This window comes from Ruegeria sp. AD9, assembly GCF_056542305.1.
Window position 1 is genome coordinate 267610 of the sequence record NZ_JBQFZP010000006.1, and the last position, 20088, is coordinate 287697.

17 protein-coding genes, 1 tRNA gene and 1 pseudogene are annotated in these 20088 nt (G+C 54.5%); 12 read left to right on the forward strand and 7 right to left on the reverse strand.

Annotation, left to right across the window (positions count from 1 at the left end; genetic code table 11):
- Positions 1-362: 362 nt before the first annotated feature.
- From ACR0AM_RS11770 to ACR0AM_RS11810, 9 genes are all read left to right on the forward strand, one after another.
- A tRNA-Ser gene (locus tag ACR0AM_RS11770) sits at positions 363-452 on the forward strand.
- A gap of 140 nt (positions 453-592) precedes the next feature.
- Complete coding sequence (locus ACR0AM_RS11775) at positions 593-850, forward strand: hypothetical protein (protein WP_480474899.1); 258 nt, start codon at positions 593-595, stop codon at positions 848-850.
- Positions 851-1066: 216 nt separating this feature from the next.
- Positions 1067-2332, forward strand: coding sequence for a hydroxymethylglutaryl-CoA reductase (locus ACR0AM_RS11780; protein ID WP_480622993.1), 1266 nt, complete (start codon positions 1067-1069; stop codon positions 2330-2332).
- Positions 2329-3240, forward strand: coding sequence for a UbiA family prenyltransferase (locus tag ACR0AM_RS11785; protein ID WP_480622994.1), 912 nt, complete (start codon positions 2329-2331; stop codon positions 3238-3240). Before ACR0AM_RS11780 ends, ACR0AM_RS11785 begins: the two co-directional genes overlap by 4 nt.
- The gene (locus ACR0AM_RS11790) at positions 3237-5696 is read left to right on the forward strand and encodes a PEP/pyruvate-binding domain-containing protein (RefSeq protein ID WP_480622995.1); all 2460 of its coding nucleotides are present in this window, start codon (positions 3237-3239) and stop codon (positions 5694-5696) included. Before ACR0AM_RS11785 ends, ACR0AM_RS11790 begins: the two co-directional genes overlap by 4 nt.
- Complete coding sequence (locus ACR0AM_RS11795; RefSeq protein ID WP_480622996.1) at positions 5665-6786, forward strand: BtaA family protein; 1122 nt, start codon at positions 5665-5667, stop codon at positions 6784-6786. Before ACR0AM_RS11790 ends, ACR0AM_RS11795 begins: the two co-directional genes overlap by 32 nt.
- The gene (locus ACR0AM_RS11800) at positions 6783-8114 is read left to right on the forward strand and encodes a hypothetical protein (protein WP_480622997.1); all 1332 of its coding nucleotides are present in this window, start codon (positions 6783-6785) and stop codon (positions 8112-8114) included. The genes ACR0AM_RS11795 and ACR0AM_RS11800 overlap by 4 nt, the downstream gene beginning before the upstream one ends.
- Positions 8111-8956 carry a hypothetical protein gene (locus ACR0AM_RS11805; protein WP_480474893.1) on the forward strand — a complete coding sequence of 282 codons (846 nt, stop codon included), beginning with the start codon at positions 8111-8113 and terminating at the stop codon, positions 8954-8956. Before ACR0AM_RS11800 ends, ACR0AM_RS11805 begins: the two co-directional genes overlap by 4 nt.
- Positions 8957-8960: 4 nt before the next feature.
- Positions 8961-10370: an AMP-binding protein gene (locus ACR0AM_RS11810; RefSeq protein ID WP_480622998.1), complete on the forward strand. Its 1410-nt coding sequence runs from the start codon at positions 8961-8963 to the stop codon at positions 10368-10370.
- Positions 10371-10680: 310 nt separating this feature from the next.
- Here ACR0AM_RS11810 and ACR0AM_RS11815 read toward each other — a convergent pair whose 3' ends face one another.
- From ACR0AM_RS11815 to ACR0AM_RS11845, 7 genes are all read right to left on the reverse strand, one after another.
- On the reverse strand, positions 10681-11421 hold the full coding sequence (locus tag ACR0AM_RS11815; RefSeq protein ID WP_480622999.1) for an outer membrane protein: 741 nt from the start codon (positions 11419-11421) through the stop codon (positions 10681-10683).
- Between the two features lie 209 nt (positions 11422-11630).
- Positions 11631-12386, reverse strand: coding sequence for an ABC transporter ATP-binding protein (locus ACR0AM_RS11820; protein ID WP_480474890.1), 756 nt, complete (start codon positions 12384-12386; stop codon positions 11631-11633).
- Position 12387: 1 nt separating this feature from the next.
- Positions 12388-13236, reverse strand: a complete 849-nt coding sequence (locus tag ACR0AM_RS11825) for an ABC transporter ATP-binding protein (protein WP_209506685.1) — start codon at positions 13234-13236, stop codon at positions 12388-12390.
- Entirely contained in the window at positions 13233-14144 is a 912-nt protein-coding gene (locus ACR0AM_RS11830; protein WP_480474889.1) for an ABC transporter permease, read from the reverse strand. The genes ACR0AM_RS11825 and ACR0AM_RS11830 overlap by 4 nt, the downstream gene beginning before the upstream one ends.
- On the reverse strand, positions 14141-15199 hold the full coding sequence (locus tag ACR0AM_RS11835) for an ABC transporter permease (RefSeq protein WP_480474888.1): 1059 nt from the start codon (positions 15197-15199) through the stop codon (positions 14141-14143). Before ACR0AM_RS11835 ends, ACR0AM_RS11830 begins: the two co-directional genes overlap by 4 nt.
- Positions 15200-16795 (reverse strand): ABC transporter substrate-binding protein, encoded by a 1596-nt coding sequence (locus ACR0AM_RS11840; RefSeq protein ID WP_480474887.1) that lies wholly within the window; start codon positions 16793-16795, stop codon positions 15200-15202.
- 34 nt (positions 16796-16829) lie between these two features.
- Positions 16830-17885: a dipeptidase gene (locus tag ACR0AM_RS11845; protein WP_480623000.1), complete on the reverse strand. Its 1056-nt coding sequence runs from the start codon at positions 17883-17885 to the stop codon at positions 16830-16832.
- 121 nt (positions 17886-18006) lie between these two features.
- On the opposite strand from ACR0AM_RS11845, the pseudogene ACR0AM_RS11850 reads away from it, so the two are divergent.
- From ACR0AM_RS11850 to ACR0AM_RS11860, 3 genes and pseudogenes are all read left to right on the forward strand, one after another.
- A pseudogene (locus ACR0AM_RS11850) lies at positions 18007-18198 on the forward strand (helix-turn-helix domain-containing protein); the annotation flags it as partial.
- 24 nt (positions 18199-18222) lie between these two features.
- Complete coding sequence (locus ACR0AM_RS11855) at positions 18223-18918, forward strand: LysR substrate-binding domain-containing protein (protein ID WP_480623005.1); 696 nt, start codon at positions 18223-18225, stop codon at positions 18916-18918.
- A 297-nt stretch (positions 18919-19215) separates the two neighbouring features.
- A complete protein-coding gene (locus ACR0AM_RS11860) occupies positions 19216-19614 on the forward strand; it encodes a cupin domain-containing protein (RefSeq protein ID WP_480623001.1) in 399 nt (132 codons plus the stop codon).
- Positions 19615-20088 lie beyond the last annotated feature (474 nt).

Sequence of the window (20088 nt, forward strand, 5' to 3'; positions counted from 1 at the left end):
TTGTTTTCTACTTTTTTTCAATAAGTTGCCAGCTTCAAGACTGCGTACAGAACGCTATCACGCAAAAAAATCGTGACCCGATTTCACATTGCAAAGCCAACCGAGCACTTGAACGCCGCTGTAGACTTGCCACGTCTCAGATTCTCGCAAACCAGGCCAGAAGCCACAGGCAAGGCCTGCGATTCTAAAGACATTGCGAACTGCATCAGTCCGGAAGAAAGTGAACCAATTCATACCAATGGCGGATGCAAACCGGTGCGATTCCGTTCTATTTCAAAGAGTTCGGATGGATCTGTAAAAAAAACTAAACACTGCGGAATTGACCTTGTATATCCGTTGCTTGCACGGATATACCCGTCGGCGGAGACGTGGCCGAGTGGTCGAAGGCGCTCCCCTGCTAAGGGAGTAGGCCCGGAAGGGTCTCGAGGGTTCGAATCCCTTCGTCTCCGCCATCAAATCAAACTATTAAGTTTGCAAAAAACAATAACTTGCCAGACACTGGACAGTCTGCACCCGGTCTGACGAGAGTCGACATCCCTTAGAAATTATTGCTCTCCGCTGCAGCTGTAGTACAGGCAGCATTGCCAAATTAATGGAAAAGCCCGAGCCCACGCGTTCAGGCCGATACTTCGGCGGCATCACCTTTCCGCAGTTTGAATATGTCGGTTCTCGCATTGCGGCGAACCTAGGCCAGAATGTCGAGCACATCACAGTTGCCCTCGATCGCGCGTCACAACCAAAGCTTCATGCCGTTGGTCGGGACGATTACTTCACCCATGTGGTGTTATTGAGGGATATCCGCCCGGTCAGTTCGATCGGGATCGGGCGCCCAAAGCCCCTGAGTATCTAGTTGAGCGCCCTAATCCCGGCTGAATTAGCCCCCTTTTATCAATGACGATCTTTTGCGGCAGCACTACCATAGGGCGTATCAACCAACCAAGATTGGGTCATCGATAACCTTCCCTTTGGACATATTCTCTGGATATCGCTTACTTTCTTGTTAGTGTGCAGCCAGTGCAGAACTCAATCTGCAGTCGTTTTGAACAGCGTCTATCGGAGCTTCTTTTTGATTATTCCATTTCACGTGCGAGAGATGCTGCGGCGTGTAAAAGCGCGATATGACGTTGAACGCACACCACATCAATTGGCCTCAAGCAACGAAAGTTTTTCGCCTTTGCGCCCCTCTCGCAAGGCTAACAGCGCGACGGTTGCGCGGTTCTGGGACCAGTTGAAACCTGTGGCAAGCGACGCAGATCAAGCCTTGATCGCGGACCCCGCAACAGTTGAGGCTTCGGAAACCTACAGCGCCAATATTGAAAATTTCATTGGAACTGTGAAGGTACCAGTTGGCATCGTTGGGCCATTGCGCTTGAATGGTATGAATGCCAATGGGGATTATTATGTGCCTCTTGCGACAACGGAGGCAGCGCTTGTGGCCTCTTACGCACGGGGTGCTTTTGCTGCTGGGCGGTCTGGAGGCGTCAGCACTGCAGTATTGTATGAAGGTGTATTGCGCACGCCAGCCTTTGTGTTCGAAAGCCTTTTGCAGGCCGGTCAGTTCGTGGATTGGGTGGTCAGCAATGTCGACGATCTCCAGAAGGCGGCTGATGCGACAACCCGACATGGTAAACTCGTCTCGCTTGAGCCTTTCATAGACACGAATATTGTCTTTCTGATTTGCCGCTACACCACAGGTGATGCGGCAGGTCAGAACATGGTAACCATTGCAACAGATGCGCTGTGCCGTGCAATTGAAAGCGGTTGCCCAATACCAATTGGAAACTGGTATATTGAGGGGAATTTTTCGGGCGATAAAAAAGCTTCGGCGCTTGGATTGGTGACGGGTCGCGGCCGCAAAGCAAGTGCGTCGATAACCTTGCCTGCAGATGTCGTGGAAAAGACACTCGGCACCACCGTGGATGCAATGCTGGCTTATGGTCGGGTGGCCAATCTTGGGTCACATCTGTCCGGTCAGCTTGGGGCCCAGGCCCACTATGCCAATGGGCTTGCGGCCTTTTACATCGCAACCGGGCAAGACGCTGCCTGTGTCGCTGAAAGTGCGATGGGGGTGACGCGGATGGAACGCAGAGGAGATGATCTTTTCTGCTCGGTGACGCTTCCAAATATCCTTGTCGGTTCCGTCGGAGGTGGTACTGGCTTGCCCAGCCAGGCTGCGGCACTGAACATTCTTGGATTGAAGGGCGCTGGTCACGGCACAGCGCTGGCAGAAGTCGCTGCTGCGATTTGCCTGTGCGGAGAGATATCGATTGTCGCCGCAATCGCTGCGGGGCATTTCACGCGAGCCCATGAGAGTCTGGCCCGCCAACGATGACTTTGCTGGCTCGATTGTGGATCTATCAATCCGAACGCTTTCCGCTAAAGAAGACCGTTCCGCTTTTGCTGGTGTTTTCTGCGGCAAGCATCTGTGTCTCGGCTCGACTTGCTGATCGCCCCTTGCCCGAATTGCCCGCCTTTGCGATCGGCTTCATCCTGGCAATAATGCTGTTTTTTCAGATGCGCGTTTGCGACGAATTCAAGGATGCCGAGGACGACCGTCGCTACCGACCCGAGCGCCCCATTCCAAGGGGGCTGGTGTCACAGGCTGAGGTGCTTGTGCTTGGTTTACTGACATTGCCGGCGACTGCCGCTGCTGCATGGTTGTGGTACCCCCCGGTTCTGTTGTGCCTTTTTGTGGTTTGGGTATGGCTGGCGGCAATGACGGCCGAGTTCGGGGTGCCGGTCTGGCTAAAGGCGCGACCGGTTCTCTATCTGTGCAGCCACATGGCGATTATGCCGCTGATCGATTTGCTGCTCACCAGTATAGAATGGCTTCCAGCCGGTGGTGCGGCATCGAAGCTATGGTTGTTTCTGGCATTGTCTTTCGTGAATGGTTGCGTTCTTGAAATTGGGCGCAAGCTTTGGGCGCCCGAAAACGAAATTGACGGGGTAGATACCTATTCGGGCCTTTGGGGGTATCGCTTTGCCGCTATTGTTTGGCTGTGCAGTGTTGCACTGTCTTTTCTGTTGTTGGTGGGTACTGGGTTTGCGACCGGCGTCGGAATGCTAACGGTTGTGTTTGGGGCCGTCGCGTTTGTGCCCTGTTGTCTTGCGGTACGCAGCTATGTGATTGCGCCAATGCCAAAGGCACAATGCAGGATGGACACAGTCGCGGGACTTTGGGTGTTCTTCTGTTATGTCACAGCGGGCTTTTTACCGTTTCTGGTTGGAGTCTCTGGATGACCTTTATCGTCAATCATTCCGATGCAACTGACCCGACAGTGGTCGGAGGTAAAGCCGCGGCGCTTTCAAACCTCTCCCGCCACGGATTTAATCCACCTGCGTTTTTTGTCATCACCGATTCCGCTTTCCGCACCGGTAAGACAGGACCAATCGCGGCACGTGGGCTTAGTAACGAGCTTGTTGCCGCACTGGATACGCTGGGTCCGGGACCTTTTGCGGTGCGCAGTTCCGGTCGGGCCGAAGATGGTCTCGAACACAGCCATGCCGGGCAGTTCGATACTGTCCTGAACGTCACTGCAAGCAAGGTGTTGCAGGCCGCAAAACAGGTTTGGCAATCAGGGTTTGCGGATACAATCACCACCTATCGTACGGTCAAATCCGGGGGAGAGGCAGAAGCCCCTGCGATCATCGTACAGCGCATGATTGATGCGACGACCGCCGGTGTTGCTTTCTCCGCCGACCCGGTAACCGGTCGACGAAACACTGTAGTTGTATCCGCAGTGAACGGTTTGGGTGATGCGCTGGTGGCAGGTGAGGTCGATGGCGAGGACTGGACCATCGAAAAGGCCGGACAGCCTGAATGCGCGCAAGACACGCCCCAGGTTTTGACATGGGATCAAGCGCTTCAGATCGCAAAGTTGGCTCGCAAAGCGGAAGAGGCTTTTGGTGTCCCACAAGACATCGAATGGGCATTCGATACGGATGGGTTGCACATTCTTCAGGCACGGCCAATTACGACCGAGCTGCGACCAGTGGCGATACCGGATAAAACGCTAACCATCTTTGACAACTCGAACATTGTCGAAAGCTATCCGGGCATTGTCAGCCCGCTAACCTATTCCTTTGCCCTGCATGTCTACTCTCGGGTCTATCGCGCCTTTGTGCAGCTTCTGGGCGTGTCCGATAGAACGGTCACGCAAAACTCGGCCATCTTCGACAACTTGCTTGGGCGCATTGATGGGCGTGTCTATTACAATCTGGTCAACTGGTACCGTGCGCTGGCGCTTCTGCCGGGGTTCTCGCTGAACCGAGACTACATGGAAACTATGATGGGCGTGTCAGAACCCATGCCGCGCGAAATCACTGATGGGATTGGACCTGCTCCAGCGAAAGGCGTGCGCAAGATATTGGAATACACCAAGCTGGTTGCGGTTGCGGGCAGTTTGATCTGGCAGGCCGTGCGCTTGCCCCGCACCCGGCGCAACTTCTATGCCAGGCTGAACGAAATTCTGGATCGTGATCTGGACATAGAAGCTGCGAATGCGACCGAACTGGCCGCCGAGTATCGTCATATCGAAAGTACCCTGCTGGATCGCTGGGACGCGCCGCTCATAAATGATTTCTTGTGCATGATCGCCTTTGGCGCATCGCGTAACCTGCTGTACAAGTGGTTGGGTGAAGACGGGCTGATGCTGCATAACGATGTTATGATTGGCCAGGGTGATATCGTCTCAGCCGAACCGGCGCAGCGCATTGCCCGCATAGCTCACTTGGTCCGCGAAGCCGGGATCGCGGAACAGCTGAGCGTGGAATGCCAGTTGGAAACCCTTGCATCTTATCCTCAGATTTGGGCCGAGGTTCAGTCTTATCTGAATAAATTCGGGGATAGATGTACTGAGGAACTGAAGCTGGAGAGTATTCCACTGCGCGATGATCCCACCAGTCTGCTGATGGCCATTGCCGCCAGTGCCACCCGCCCCGAGGGTAAGCGGCACATCAGCACAGAACCGGACTGGAAATCCCTGTTTCCAGCCAATCCGTTGAAACGCCACATTTCCAAATGGATCGTAGGATGGGCCAAGGCCCGGGTACGCGATCGAGAGAATCTGCGCTTTGAACGCACCCGGATATTCGGCCACGCCCGACGTGTTTTTCTGGGCATTGGACGAGAGTTTGCTGCAAGGGGGCTGCTTACAAATCCCCGCGACGTCTTTCATCTGACGACATGTGAAGTCCTGGGCGCCGTCGAAGGGTTCAGCTTGTCGCCTGATCTGAAGGCCATAGTCTCGCAGCGTCAAAGCGAAGATGCAGCTGCATCCCAACGCGCGGACCCGCCCGAACGTATAGAAATCCGAGGTCCTGCTATCGCTCCGATCTGGGCTGATGTCGTCGAGGTCAACAGCACGCCCGAGCGAATAAAAACTGGCACCGGGTGTTCAGCCGGGCAAGTGATCGCGCAGGCTCGGGTGATCCACGACCCGCGGACCGAGGCGCTACAGTCCGGCGATATCCTTGTGGCGCGCCACACTGATCCGGGCTGGATTGCGGTATTCTCGAATGCATCGGCCATTGTAGTAGAGCGGGGATCACTATTGTCGCATTCTGCCATCGTGGCGCGCGAGTTGGGCATTCCCTGTGTAGTGGGTCTGAAGGGCGCCACGCAATGGATCAAGGATGGTGAAACCCTGTCGGTCGACGGAGCAAGTGGCAAAGTGGAACGGTGCGATGGGGTATAGTGAAATCGAAGGCAAAGCAGATTTCGGTCACATCCGGTACGCGCAGCTATGGGAAGACGCAGACGTTCTGACCGAGGCGCTGGGCGATTGCGCTGGGGGCACGCTGGTTTCCATATGTTCGGCCGGGGATAATGCACTGGCTATGCTAACGCTGAACCCGTCGAAAGTTGTGGTAGTTGATCTGTCACCGGCACAGATCGCCTGCCTGAAGCTACGGATCGGCGCCTTCCGGAACTTGACACACCCCGAGTTTCTGGAACTGACCGGGTCACGCGCCAGCAACAGGCGCGCTGCATTGCTATCGCAGGCCCTGCGGGAAACCGACCCTGAAACACGTGCCTTTTGGACCGGTCTTGTCCCGGATGTCGAGCACCACGGGATAGGCGGGGTCGGCAAGTTTGAGCGGTATTTTCGCATCTTCCGCACCCGGCTTTTGCCGCTTGTTCATTCCCGACGCACGATTGATGATGTCTTTACGCCCCGAACACCCGAAGCGCGCGAAGTTTTCTTTGACACGCGCTTTGATACCTTCAGATGGCGGCTGCTGCTGAATGTGTTCTTCTCGCGTTTTGTGATGGGGCGCATGGGTCGCGACAAGGCATTCTTTGATCACGTCGAGGGCAGCCCCGCCCAGCATGTAGCTCGTCGAATTCGCCACGCAGGTGTTGATAACGACCCATCGCGAAATTCATATTTGCACTGGATTCTGAAGGGAACGCATGGCGACGCGCTCCCAATGGCCTGGAGACCCGAGCATTTTGATACGATCCGCGCCCGCCTGGACCGCCTGGATATCCGTCCGGGGTCGTTGGAGGCCTTCGTCTCGACTGGCGAAAAGGCCAATGGTTTCAACCTGTCGGATATCTTCGAATATATGTCACCCGAAGTGTTTGAACAGGTTTACGTGTCTATCCTGTCCGCTGCCGCGCCCAAGGCCCGCCTTGTGTATTGGAACATGATGGCGCCCCGCCGCGTGCCCGTCGTACATAAGGGAAAAATAGAAACACGTCACGCGATCGAGGATCGACTGAAGGCACGCGACATGGCCTTTTTCTACTCGGACTTTGTCGTGGAAGAGGTGCTTGTGTGAGTGTTCCGGCACAGATTCTGCTGGCCTTGACGTCTGTTCTGGTCCTGTTGGGATTGATGGCAGTTGTCCGACGGTTGGCGCAAAAGGTCGGCTTGAACGCTGAAGTACAACGCAAGCTGATGCATGTTGGAACTGGGCTCTTTACCCTGGTTCTACCTTGGGTGTTTCCGGATCGTTGGCCGGTTTACATGCTGATCGGAATAACGTTGTTCGTCATGCTGATCCTGAGACTTCCCCGGTTCTCGAAAGGTTTAGGCGCGGCCCTACACAGCGTCGAGCGCACCTCATACGGAGATTTCCTTTTGGCTTTGTCCGTTGGGTTTTGCTTTTTGCTGGCCGGGGAAAACGCTCTGTACTACCTGCTTCCAATCGCTGTTTTGACACTGGCTGATGCCGCAGCTGCGCTGGCCGGGACCACTTACGGGACCAAACGTTACGTGGTCGAAGATGGCGACAAGAGTTTGGAAGGGTCAGTGGTGTTTTTTGTCATAACGCTATTGGTTGCGATCATCTGTTTCCTGTTCTTGTCGAAACTCCCTCCCTCGAACATCATGATGCTGTGCCTTATGGTTGCAGCCTTTGGCACATTGGTCGAGGCGCAAAGCTGGCGAGGGTTTGACAACCTGTTCCTGCCGCTTGGTTTGCTGATTTTTCTGAAAAGTCACTACCATAGCTCTTTGGCAGAGCTGGCGTTGTTGGCCGTTTTGTTTCTTGCCTCCCTTGCCAGTTTCGGTGTCGTGGGAACCAAACTGGGCCTGACCAAACATACGACCCGCGTCTATGTTGTTGCGGTCTTTCTGTTACTGGCAGCTGCGAAACTCCAGAATACAGTGCTGCCGATCATGGTTCTCGCCGCGCACGGCTGGGCGCGCACCGCCTCTCCGTGTGACAGTAAGTACCCCGATCTGGATGTTGTTGCCGCCCTGGGCCTGTTGGGCTTCGGTTGGCTTGCGGCGGGGAATGCAGCGGGATGGGATGCGATATCCTTTTTTGGGCTGAGTGCGATGGGGTTGGCCATGGGGCTCATTGCAGTGGCGTTGCGCCCCGCGCCAATTGCGATACCGTTTGCTGCCGCCCTCCTGTTCTTCATCCGGTCCTGGGTGGTTTCCCTGAATTCTGACCAATCGAATTGGGCCGAACCCCTGACTGCACTCGCACTTGTATCACTCTCAACAATGGCGATTGTGCCCCTATTGCTTCCACATTTGCTCCAAAAGAATCGTGTTTTCAGGCTCACGCTGTTGGCACTGTTTCCACCGCTTGCCTATTATTTCTGGTCCATAGCAGGGGCCGTTGGCGGTGGGATGGTCTCAGGAGTTGTATCATGACGAAAGAAACCATTCAGACTGATGGCGCCAAACTGTCTGTTTATCTGCAAGGCCCCGATTGGGACGATGTTCCCGCTGCAACAATCGGCGACTTTTCGTGCCAGACCCCAGAGGCCGGTTTGGAGGCTTTGAAAACGGCGGTTGCGCGTGTCCGGCGGGCTGGGATTGATCGGATCATTGGGCCGATGTCTGGTGACACATGGCATAGCTATCGGTTCGTATCCGACAGCGACGGTTCAGCGCCTTTTTTAATGGAGCCGACGAACAAGCCACATGAGCCCGATGTGTTTCGGGCGGCAGGATTTGCGACCATCAGCAAGTATTTCTCGGCGCGCGTGTCTTTGGTACAAACGTCCAGGTCGCCTCTTTCTGCAACCGACGCGTTTGATGTCGAACCCTGGGACGGAACCAACCCTGAAGGATTGTTCCGGCAAGTGTACCAACTGTCAGTTGAGGCTTTTTCCAAAAACGCATTCTATAAACCTATTTCTGAGAGTGATTTTCTTGCAATGTACATGCCCGTCATTCCGCTTCTGACGCGCGAGCTTATCTTCTTTGCTCGCCGTCCGGACGGCTCGTTGGCAGGTTTCCTGTTTGGGATCCCTAACTATGCAGAAGGCCCAAATCCAACTGCGGCCGTCTTAAAGACGTATGCAAGCCTTGAGCGCGGCGCAGGTCGTCATTTGGCCAGTCATTTCCATAGATCGGCGCTAAATCTTGGTTTTAAAACAGCCATCCACGCGCTGATACATGATGATAACAAATCCGCCGACCGCAGCGTTGTCGAAGGGGCTAAGGTATTCCGGCGGTATAACCTGTTCGGGTTGCGCCTGGATGATTAATCTGTTGGATCATTTTGCCGTTGCCGTCGACCGATTCCCAGACCGAACGGCCATCGTAGAGAGCAACGGTCGCGAGGTCACCTTTCGAGAGTTGCAGTTACGCGCGCAGCAATTGGCCGGAAAGTGGGGACGTAAGGGGCTTGGCCATGGCGATCGCGTTTTGTTGGCGATGCCGGTCAATGCTGATTTATACGCTAGTCTTGCGGCCTTGTGGTCATTGGGGGCAACGGTGGTTTTGCCTGAACCAGCTATGGGACTCGCTGGGCTGCGTCATGCAGCGAGAGCGACCCGACCCAAGGCCTTTTGCGCATCGGGTTTCTTTGCGCCGCTCGGGTTTGTTGTGCCCGAACTTATTAAGATGCGGCTTTTGCTACCTGGCAATGCCAAGGGCGACCTGAGGAAAGCTGTTGTAAAAGACAGTGACACGGCGCTCATTTCCTTTACGTCCGGGACAACAGGTCAGCCAAAGGCCATCCCCCGCAGCCATGCGTTTCTGATGGCACAACATGATGCCATCGCACCGCTTCTTGACAGTAATGAAGCAGAGCGGGATCTGGTAGCGTTCCCGGTGTTCACCCTGATAAACCTTGCGGCCGGGCGCACGACTGTTCTGCCGAACTGGAAGATGAGCAAACTGGAGCGGCTTTCTCCCGAACAGTTGGCGGATTGGATATCGAAGCAACATGTTACCCGGCTTCTGATCCCTCCGTCATTATGCGAAAAACTGACACAGTGTACAGATATCGGTTCCCTACACACAGTTTTCACTGGCGGCGGTCCGGTGTTCCCTGACCTGGTCGAAAGGCTTCTTGCCCATTTCGACCTGGAGGTGATCTGCGTCTACGGGTCAACCGAAGCTGAACCGATTGCGCATCTTGATGCGCGTGACATCTCCGAAACCGACCAACGCGAAATGGCAGCGGGCAAGGGGCTACTTGTTGGGTGTCCGGTTTCGCAAATCAAACTCCGAATTCAAGAGGATGAAATTCAGGTGGCGGGCGATCATGTAAATGATGGCTATCTTGATCCCGCACACTCCAAGGAAAATAAGATCAAGGACGACACTACGATCTGGCATCGAACCGGCGACGCAGGGCGGTTGGATGATCTAGGTCGTTTGTGGTTGTGGGGTAGAGTAGCGAGCGATGTGGCAACCTCAGCTGGCCGCACTTTTCCTTTCGCCATCGAAATAGCTGCCCGGCAATGGCCGAGCGTGACGCACTGCGCGCTCATGAGCCTAAATGGAAGTTCCACTTTATGCATTGAAGGTGACGCGCATCAGTTGTCAAACTGGACCAGGCTGGCGAAGGAGCTTGGCATTGCCAAAGTGACCCACGTGAGGAAGATGCCAATGGACAAGCGCCACAGATCCAAAGTTGATCGGGTAAAACTCGCGCACTTATTGGGCAACTAATTTGACGGGGTTATTCCACGCAGGTGCCAACGGAACACCTCTGTCGAACACTTTTTTGACATTCGAACGGCAATGCTACACGCACCGCTGCAGCGCGAAATTGCGGAGTTGGTTTTGATGCCATGATGTCACGCCATTTTGGCAAAACACCAAGTAAAAGGGTCGGCACAATTCCGTGACAGGCCCATAGAATTGGTCAACACGATCCGCAATGGCCAGGCACCATCCGAGCGCCATCCGTTTCCCCAAGTCATCGTCCAACCCGCAACACGTAACAGGTTAGTATCAAAGGATGCGCCCGACGTCGTTTTCAGAACCTGTATGTTGCCCCCAGCAACGGGCCTGACTGGTCAAACCTGAAATCATTGCCGTTGATCTCATGATCAAAGGAGATATAGCGGTAGCCGCCCCGGATCAGCCATCTGTCATTGATTTCATAATCCGCGGTCAGCAGAACTTGCCAGGTTTCGCTACCGCTTCGAAATCCACCGTAATCCACAAATCCGGTCCCTGACCATTTGTCAGAAATCCGAACTCGTGCGCGGGCAGCGACGACCGGATCAGTCCAGTTGTCGTCGATCGTCACACTTCGCCCGGCGACGACCCCCGGTTGCAATCGGAATGTGGTTTCCGTGCTGAACCACCTGAACCCACCGGCAAGGGCCACGCTGATCGCGGGTGTCTCATAAACATGGTATCCGACATAGCCGCTGAGAAATTGCGTGGTGGCGAAGGTGTCCAAACTCGAAAACGCCGGGCCGGGAGTTGAATTACTGAACGCCAAATCGGTGTAGTTATAGTCAGCAAGCAACAACCAGCGCCCGTTAGACGCGGAAATGCCGCCCATAAACGCAAAATCCAAGTTTTCGAGAGCGTCTGAAAAACTCAACGTGCCGTCGATTGTTCCACTTGGTGTTCTAAGGGAAATATCCGTTTCGGCCATGAACAGGTAAGCGGTCCCCGCAAAAGACCAGTCAGATTGCTGGGCTGAAATAGGCGGTGCGATCAGTAACGCAAACGCTATCGCCAAGTATTGCACCTTGCTTTTCATCAGTGACCTCGTTGCCAGAATTTATATTGCATTCCTTGCATACTTCACGGTTGCACAATTTGTAGCCTTTTCCAATATCTCGATCGCTGTACCGCCAACACGGTCCTTATTAATCACAGGATGCGTTCACACAGGAAATGCTAAAGGCCGCTGTCGTGCGTCACCCGAACTGATCATACGAAGGATAAATCCCGCTTCTAACGAAGTCGCTACTGGTTTGGGGCAACAGATGCGGTCAACAATTGCTTGGAATACTCGTGGCTTGGGTTCCCCAAACGCAGAGTTTCCGAGGACATGACCTCAACTATTTCACCATTTCTCATAACTGCCAATTGTTCGCACATATGTGCGATAACCGGAAGATCATGAGATACCATCAGATAGGTCAATCCGCGCTGTTTGCGCAGGTCAGTCAGCAGGTTGAGCACCTCGGCCTGAACGCTGACATCCAAAGCCGACGTGGGTTCGTCCAAAAGCAAAATGTCCGGCTCACCTGCCAAGGCCCTTGCGATTGCCACGCGTTGTCGTTGACCACCGGAAAGCTGGTGTGGATACCGAAACCGGAATCTTCGCCCAAGTCCGACATCGTTGAGCAAATCGCTCACGCGTTTATCGATATCTCCAAACCCATGCAGATGAATTGTTTCACTGAGAACCTGATCAACAGTGTGCCGTGGATGCAAAGACGCGTAGGGGTCCTGAAACACCATCTGGACGGTCCGAAAGAATGACCGATCCCGCCGGGACCCGGATATAGCCTGACCTTCTACGCGGATTGTGCCCGACCATTGCGGTGCAAGCCCGGTAATTGCCCTCAGAATTGTCGACTTGCCGGAACCGCTTTCGCCCACAAGGCCAAAACTCTCGCCCTGCGCGACTTCAAGGTTTGCGTCTTTCACCGCATCGACCCGGTCGTGCGCGTGACCAAACCAGACATTCAGATGGTTGATTTCCAGTGCCTTCATTTCAGCCCCTCACGCTCGGGGCTTCGGACCAAGACGGATCGCGTGTGAGAACACTCAGGTGGGTGCATTTTTCATCAAGGCGCGGCAGCGAGTTTAGCAAGCCCTGGGTATAGGGATGTTGGGCCTGATGCAGCTTGTCAGCCTCGCAAACCTCGACGATCCGACCAGAATACATGATGAGGACACGGTCACAGAACTCAGATACCAGATTCAGGTCGTGGCTGATGAATATCAGGCCCATCCCCCGTTCCTTGACCAATCCATCCATGATGTTCAGCACCTGCCGCTGAACACTGACATCAAGCGCCGAAGTTGGTTCGTCGGCAATCAGAATCTTGGGATTGGGGATCAACATCATCGCAATCATAATGCGCTGCCCCATACCCCCAGACACCTCATGCGGGTATGCTCGCATCACCCGCTCAGGATCACGGATTGAGACGTTATCCAACATCTCGATAGCCATCTTTTTCGCGTGGGCCTTAGAGCCGGAATTGTGCTGGAGGTATGCCTCCATAAGTTGCTCGCCAACCGTGACCACCGGGTTCAGAGAAAACTTGGGGTCCTGCATCACCATCGAGATCTGCTTGCCTCGCACCTCACGCATCTCGCGCTCGCTGAGCTTCATCAGGTCTCGGCCTTCCAGATTGATGTGTTTGGCCTCGACGATACCCGGATTTCGGATCAGGCGCAGAATGGCCCGTCCCGTCATCGACTTGCCCGAGCCGCTTTCGCCGACGATCCCCAGACGCTCGCGCCCCAGCGAAAACGACACGCCCCGCACGGCGTCAAACACGCCCTGACGGGTTGGGAAACGAACCCACAGATCTTCGATGTCGAGTAAGTTCATTGGCCACCGTCCTTTGGATCAAGCGCGTCCCGCAGGCCGTCACCCAACAGGTTGAAGGCCAGCGAAACCGTGAAAATTGCTAGCCCCGGCACCGTTGCCACCCACCAGTGATCAAGGATGAAACGTCGACCCTCGGATATCATGGCACCCCATTCCGGACTTGGAGGTTGTGCCCCCAACCCCAGAAAACCAAGGCCGGCGGCGGCCAGGATGATTCCGGCCATATCCAGCGTGACCCGCACGATCAAAGATGAGATGCACAGTGGCCAGATATGCCGGGTGATGATGCGCAGCGGCCCGGCACCCTGAAGGCGGATCGCGTTGATATAGTCGGTTGACCGGATGGTCAGGGTTTCTGCACGCGCCATACGCGCATAGGGCGGCCATGCCGTGAGCGAGATTGCCAGAACCGCGTTTTCAATCCCTGCCCCAAGCGCAGCGACAAACGCCAACGCCAGAACAAGTCGTGGAAAAGCGAGGAAAATATCCGTGATGCGCATGAGGATCACATCCGTCCATCCCCCCACATATCCCGCAACCGTCCCGACCAGAAGCCCCGCAATCGGTGCGATGAGCGCCACCAGCGCCACGATGTACAGTGTAATTCGGGCCCCATAGATCAGGCGTGACAGAATATCCCGCCCCAGGCTGTCGGTTCCCAGCAAGTGGCCTTCAGCCCCGATGGGAAGAAGACGGCTGGACAGGCTCTGAACAAAGGGATCATGCGGCGCGAGAAAAGGCGCAAAGACCGCTGTCAGAACAAGGATGACAAGGATCGCAAACCCGACCATTGCCATCGAGTTTGATCGCAAAGTCAGCCAGCCTTTGTAGAAGCTGGCCAATCTGGCATGGCGGCGCGAAGTCGGCTCGTCGGTCAGCAGCCACTGGCGCAAGGTCATGTCGCTCATTTCGACCTCGGATCAAAGAAACGGTAAAGAAGATCCGAGAATATGTTCAGGCAGATAAAGATCAGCCCGACCACAACGGTTCCTCCAAGAACGGCATTCATATCGGCGCTCAGCAAAGCCGTCGTGATATAGCTGCCGATCCCCGGCCAGCTAAAGATGATCTCGGTCAGAACTGATCCTTCTAACAAGTTGGCATAGCTCAGTGCGATCACTGTGATCAGCTGCACTCGGATATTCTTGAAGGCGTGGCGCCAGATAACCTGCCTTTCAGACAGCCCTTTGACGCGGGCAGTGATGACATATTCGGCTGACAACTGTTCCAGCATGAAGGATCGGGTCATCCGGCTAATGTAGGCAAGCGAGTAGTACCCCAGCAAAGCTGCGGGCAGGATGATATGGGACAACGCATTCCGGAAAACATCCCAATCCTGGGCCAAGGCACTGTCAAGCAAGATCAACCCTGTTCGCGTAGGAACAAGGTCTTCATAGAAGATATCCAGGCGGCCCGGGCCACCGACCCAGCCAAGTATCCCATAAAAGACCAAAAGCCCCATGAGCCCCAGCCAGAATATTGGCATTGAATACCCGACAAGCGCGACCACACGGGCGATCTGATCGATCCACGATCCGCGCTTGACTGCGGCGATCACACCAAGCGGAACACCCAGAAATATGCCAATCAAAACACCCAATGTCGCCAATTCCAGCGTAGCAGGGAAGACTCGGGCAATATCCTGAGAAACCGGGCGCGCATTCAGAAGTGAATCGCCAAAATCGCCGTGCAAAACATCCCAAAGGTAATATCCAAACTGAACCAGCAGCGGCTTATCAAGGCCAAGCTGTTGATAGACCGCATCATAAGTCGATTGCGATGCGCGTTCGCCTACGATCGCCAGCACCGGGTCGATCGGCATCACGCGACCGATGATGAAGGTCACGAAAAGCAGACCCAGCATTGTAATTGCGATGGTGCCAATAGTTTTCAGGATACTCTTGATCCAATGGATAAGAGGCGCCGAGCGGCGCCCCTCAGTTGGTCTTTCGGCCAGTGCCATTTACTTGGTCACCTGCCAATACGACGCCGAAGTTATCGCCTGACCGGTTGAGAAATTCGTCACGTTTTCACGCAGGGCCGATTGCTCGATCTGCTGGAACATGATGACAAACGGCGAAGTCTCGCGGAACTCGGCCTGGATTTCCTTGTACATGTCAGCGCGTTTCGCGGTGTCGTTTTCGACAACAGCCGCGTCCGTTTTGTCGGTCAGCCCGCCGGTATCCCAAGAATTCCGCCATGCCAGCAATCCTGTGGCATTGGCTTCGTCCGAGTTATCCGGGTTATAGGCAAAGGTACCTGCGTTCGTCTGCGGGTCGGGATAGTCCGGCCCCCATGCGCCAAGATAAACATCCAGTTCCCGCGCACGATACCGTGCCAGAATTTGTTTGGCGGTTCCCACGGTGATGTTCATCGTGATGCCAACCTGACTCAGCGCATTCTGCAGCGACTGGGCGATTTCGATCCGTTCCTGCGCTTCACGCACACCAACTTCAATCTCAAGCCCGCTTACACCTGCTTCATCCAGCAGTGCCTTGGCTTTTTCCACATCAAAGCTAAACGGCGTTTCGTCAGAGGCACCGAGATAGGTTTGGGGCAGGAAATTTTGGTGGATCGTGTATTGCCCCTTCAGGAAGCTGTCACGCATCCCTTCATAGTCAACCAGGTATTTGAACGCCTGCCGAACCTGAGGCTTGCTAAGCTCGGGGTGTTTCTGGCTCAGCGAAACATACATCAGGCGGCCCTTAAGCTCGTCTGCGATCTTTACGCCGGCAACAGATGAAGCGCCGGCAACATCTTCTGGGTTCAGGTTGCGCGCGACATCGATATCACCACGTTCCAGCAACAGGCGCTGGCTGGCGCTTTCCTGAACGTGGCGGACAACCACACGCTCCATGGCCGGAGCACCCAAGTAGAAATCGGGGTTCGACTTCAGTGTTACGCTTTCATTGGGCTTCCAGCTGACAAGGCTATAAGCACCAGATCCAGCAGTATTGGTCTTGAGCCATTCGTTGCCCAGATCGCCATCCTTGTCGTGTTCCATCACCGTCTTCTTATCGACAATGCCGCCGATGGTAGCGGTCAGACAGTTTAGAACGAAGGATGTCGCATAGGGTTTGTCCGTTGTGATTGTCAGAGTGTTGCCATCCGCGACAATCGTTTGTTCGACATTTTCCGGCGTGAACCCAAACTGGGTCAGGATAAATGCCGGGGTCTTGTTTAGAATGATCGCACGACGCAGTGAAAATTCAACATCTTCGGCCGTCACCGGATTCCCGGAATGAAAGGTCAGTCCTTCCCTGATATTGAAGGTAATCGATTTGCCGTCTTCAGACACATCCCAACTTTCAGCGATGTCGGGCTGATAGCCGGCATCCAGATTGAGCGGGTCGAAGTTCACCAGCTTCTGATAGACATTCCGGCTGACATCCGAACCCGCAAACTCAAAGCTTTCGGCCGGATCCAGCGTCGTGATATCGTCGATACGATGCGCAATAACCAGCATGTTCGGCGGCGTTTCGGCCATTGCCGAAGTCGAGGTCACGGCCAGCGCCAATCCCAGCGCCGCACCGGTAAGCAATCTGTTAAATGCGTTCATTTTGTCCTCTCTGTCATCAAGTCTTCACTAACGGTTACGATCCCCAGGTCTTCTCAAGAACACGCAACCAGTTTTCGTGGCAGAGCTTCTTGATGAGCTCTTCGCCGTATCCATGGGTCACCATGGCATCCCTCAATCGAGGCAGCATCGAGACGTCCTTCACGTCGTCCGGCACGACTGCCCCGTCATAATCGGACCCAAGCCCGACCCGGTCTTCACCCATTATCCCGATCAGGTGGTCAAGGTGCTTCAGAACCTGCGTCAACGGCACATCGGACAGCATCCGACCATCCTCGCGCAGAAACGCAGTGGCAAAATTCAACCCGACCATCCCGTCGCTTTCCGCGATGGTGCGAAGCTGGTCATCGGTCAGATTTCGCGCGTGCGGACAGATGGCGTGGGCATTCGAATGCGTTGCGACCAAAGGCGCATCCGAATACCGCGCTACATCCCAGAAACCTTTTTCATTGAGGTGGGACAAATCCAACATGATACCCAGCGCATTGCATCGCTGCACAAGCCGCAGTCCATGATCCGTCAATCCAAGGCCAGTGTCCGGCCCCGATGGATATCTAAACGGCACACCATGGCCAAAAATGTTGGGTCGGCTCCACACGGGCCCCAATGATCGCAACCCCGCCGCATGAAACACGTCAAGCGAATGCAGATCGGCATCAATCGGCTCGGCGCCCTCGATGTGAAAAATGGCCGCAATCTGGCCTAGCGCCATGCTGTTTCGAATATCCGAAACTGATCGAACCACTTTCAACGCCCCCAAACGTTCCAGTTCCAGCAGTATGGCAATCTGCCCCAGCGCTGAGGGCAGAGCATCTTCGGCGTCTATATGATTGGGAAGCGGCAGGTCATAGCTAGGCTGGACCATTTCTTCCATTTTAGCATCGGCATCGATAGGCGAAGGGACCCAGACGGCAAAGAAGCCTCCGCCAAATCCACCGGCCTTGGATTTAACAGAGTCGATTGCACCTTCGAGCCCGGTCAGGAAGCGGCCCGCTTCGGGCAGACCGCCTGACGAGGCCAGTTTTGACAGAACATCATTGTGCCCATCAAAGATAAGAGGGGAGGTGCTCAAACTCGTTTTTCCCAGGTTAGTGTCATTTCGACACACGCTAACAGACGCAATCATCATGATTGCAAAAAATCTTGATGAGTTTTACTCATAGAGCTAGTCGGAATCATGCGGGCGCCCAGCGATGAAGAAACCTCGCAACTGGCATTCTCTGCCGGAATACCAGGCGCTCCGTGCGCTCATGCAGTCTGGAACAACGGCCGCTGCCGCACGACAGCTCGGCTTATCTCAGTCCGCGGTCAGTCGCTCGGTCAGCAGCTTAGAGGATCGACTGGGCAGAACACTGTTCGAACGGGATGCAGGCAGATTGCGACCGACGCAAGAAGCCGTAAGGCTGAATATGCGATTGGATCCTTTGTTCGAGGCATTGGACAGGATCGATGGTCCGGGCGAAACTGTGCAAGAAACACTGCGTCTCGTTGCACCGCCCAGCTACGCTCATCGATACATCGTTTCCCTCATCGCCAGTTTCATTCGCGGGAATCCCGGTTTTTTCGTAAACCTTGAGGTGACAACATCAGATATGGTCACGCTAGGCGTGCTTGAGAATCGATTTGATCTTGCCGTGACCGGGATTGAACAAAGCCGCGCTGGCATCAAACTTATTCCATTTCGCGAGTCACCAGCCGTTTGCGTCATGCGCCCTGAACATCCTCTGTCTGAACGCACCGTTCTGACGCCTTCAGACCTGCATGAGCAAGAGTTGATCGCACTGACATATCGACACGGGCGGCGCGGGCAACTGGACCGGTTGCTTCATCAGGTGCGTGCCAAACCGAGGATCGTTGCCGAAGTTTCAACCTCATTTGCCGCAGCCGACATGGCGCGCGAAGGACTGGGGCTGTCTGTTATCAATCCCTTTCCCGTCTACCATTACCGATCTCCCGATCTGGCATTTGTCCGATTTGAATCTCCAATGCGGTATCGAGGCCATTTTGTGGTTTCGGATCAAAAACCGGTTCCAAGGATCGCACGGGCATTCATGCGGCATCTGCGATTGAACACCCCTCCGGACCCTTTTTCTGACCCGAGATAATGCAATCTTTCCAAGGTTCTTCACTGGCAACACGCCATTTGACCACCCAACAGGGAAGATTTTGAAGGAGGTGTTCGAGGTGCGGACCTGTCATGGCTACGTGCACAATTTGCTATGAGTAACGTCCGCAGACGTGGCTTTCTTCGTTCTTATGTATCTCAGGCCGTATCACCCGGTATGCGGTTCGTTCATAAGGCTCGTTAGATCTCCGCCCAAAACCCGCTTCTGATTTCCCTACGTTTTCTAGCGAAGCTGGCGTATCATTCTCTCGCTCAAATCTTAGGAAGGAATACCTAGATGGCGGGTTGTGTGAAACTGCGCCCCGGCGAAACCTATACCGGGAAACAGGGGTTCGATTACTTCGAAGGCATCGCCAGACAGACGGTAGGAAGCCAAGCTATCTGCATGCATCTGCTTACGGTCCCGCCCGGAGGGCGCGCCAGGGCGCATAAACATGAGACACATGAAACCGCGATTTATGTGATTTCCGGGTCAGCGAAGATGTATTGGGGCGACAGGCTGGAACACGTTATGGAAACGCAAGCAGGAGACCTGATCTATATACCGGCAAACACTCCGCACCTTCCGTTCAACGATGGGAATGAACCCGCAGTTGCAGTTATCGCACGCACGGACCCGAACGAACAGGAAAGCGTTGTTCTGATGCCTGAACTTGAGGACCTTTTACCGAGGTGACGCAAAATACTGTTGGGGGCCAGCTGTGCAGTTTTCTAACCCCTATTGCTTCCACGGTGCTTCCAGCGCCAAAGCTCCAATGCAAAACGCCGCCCCGAGACGGTTTGTAAATATTTGTAGTCACACAGTATGACTTTGGTTTCGGGAGTAGGAATTGAGCCACTGACTTTCGGGTTATGAGGCTGACGAGATGAGGACGTTAAGCAATTGATCGGGTGGATCAATTGTAGTCTGAACAGCCAGTGTTGAGATTATTCGACCTGGTTGCGGGAGTAGGATTTGACCTTTATCGAACGTCAATTAGGCACATCCCTAACAAACCAATTTGAAGTAGATTTCTGGAGGCACAGATTTACTGCTTTAGACGCTTGACCAATTTGGGCATATTTTGTTGAAAAACTCGGGCTTGATCGGTTGGTAAGTTGCTGATTCAATTCTTCCTAAAGGGAGGGATCAGCCATGATGGGACCGAGA

Excerpts from the sequence above, each read along its gene's own strand:
- ACR0AM_RS11805 (WP_480474893.1), top strand. The coding sequence starts at position 8,111 with ATGACGAAAGAAACCATTCAGACTGATGGCGCCAAACTGTCTGTTTAT.
- ACR0AM_RS11785 (WP_480622994.1), top strand. The coding sequence starts at position 2,329 with ATGACTTTGCTGGCTCGATTGTGGATCTATCAATCCGAACGCTTTCCG.
- ACR0AM_RS11825 (WP_209506685.1), bottom strand. The coding sequence starts at position 13,236 with ATGAACTTACTCGACATCGAAGATCTGTGGGTTCGTTTCCCAACCCGT.
- ACR0AM_RS11775 (WP_480474899.1), top strand. The coding sequence starts at position 593 with ATGGAAAAGCCCGAGCCCACGCGTTCAGGCCGATACTTCGGCGGCATC.
- ACR0AM_RS11855 (WP_480623005.1), top strand. The coding sequence starts at position 18,223 with ATGCGATTGGATCCTTTGTTCGAGGCATTGGACAGGATCGATGGTCCG.
- ACR0AM_RS11840 (WP_480474887.1), bottom strand. The coding sequence starts at position 16,795 with ATGAACGCATTTAACAGATTGCTTACCGGTGCGGCGCTGGGATTGGCG.
- ACR0AM_RS11815 (WP_480622999.1), bottom strand. The coding sequence starts at position 11,421 with ATGAAAAGCAAGGTGCAATACTTGGCGATAGCGTTTGCGTTACTGATC.
- ACR0AM_RS11820 (WP_480474890.1), bottom strand. The coding sequence starts at position 12,386 with ATGAAGGCACTGGAAATCAACCATCTGAATGTCTGGTTTGGTCACGCG.
- ACR0AM_RS11860 (WP_480623001.1), top strand. The coding sequence starts at position 19,216 with ATGGCGGGTTGTGTGAAACTGCGCCCCGGCGAAACCTATACCGGGAAA.
- ACR0AM_RS11790 (WP_480622995.1), top strand. The coding sequence starts at position 3,237 with ATGACCTTTATCGTCAATCATTCCGATGCAACTGACCCGACAGTGGTC.
- ACR0AM_RS11835 (WP_480474888.1), bottom strand. The coding sequence starts at position 15,199 with ATGGCACTGGCCGAAAGACCAACTGAGGGGCGCCGCTCGGCGCCTCTT.
- ACR0AM_RS11830 (WP_480474889.1), bottom strand. The coding sequence starts at position 14,144 with ATGAGCGACATGACCTTGCGCCAGTGGCTGCTGACCGACGAGCCGACT.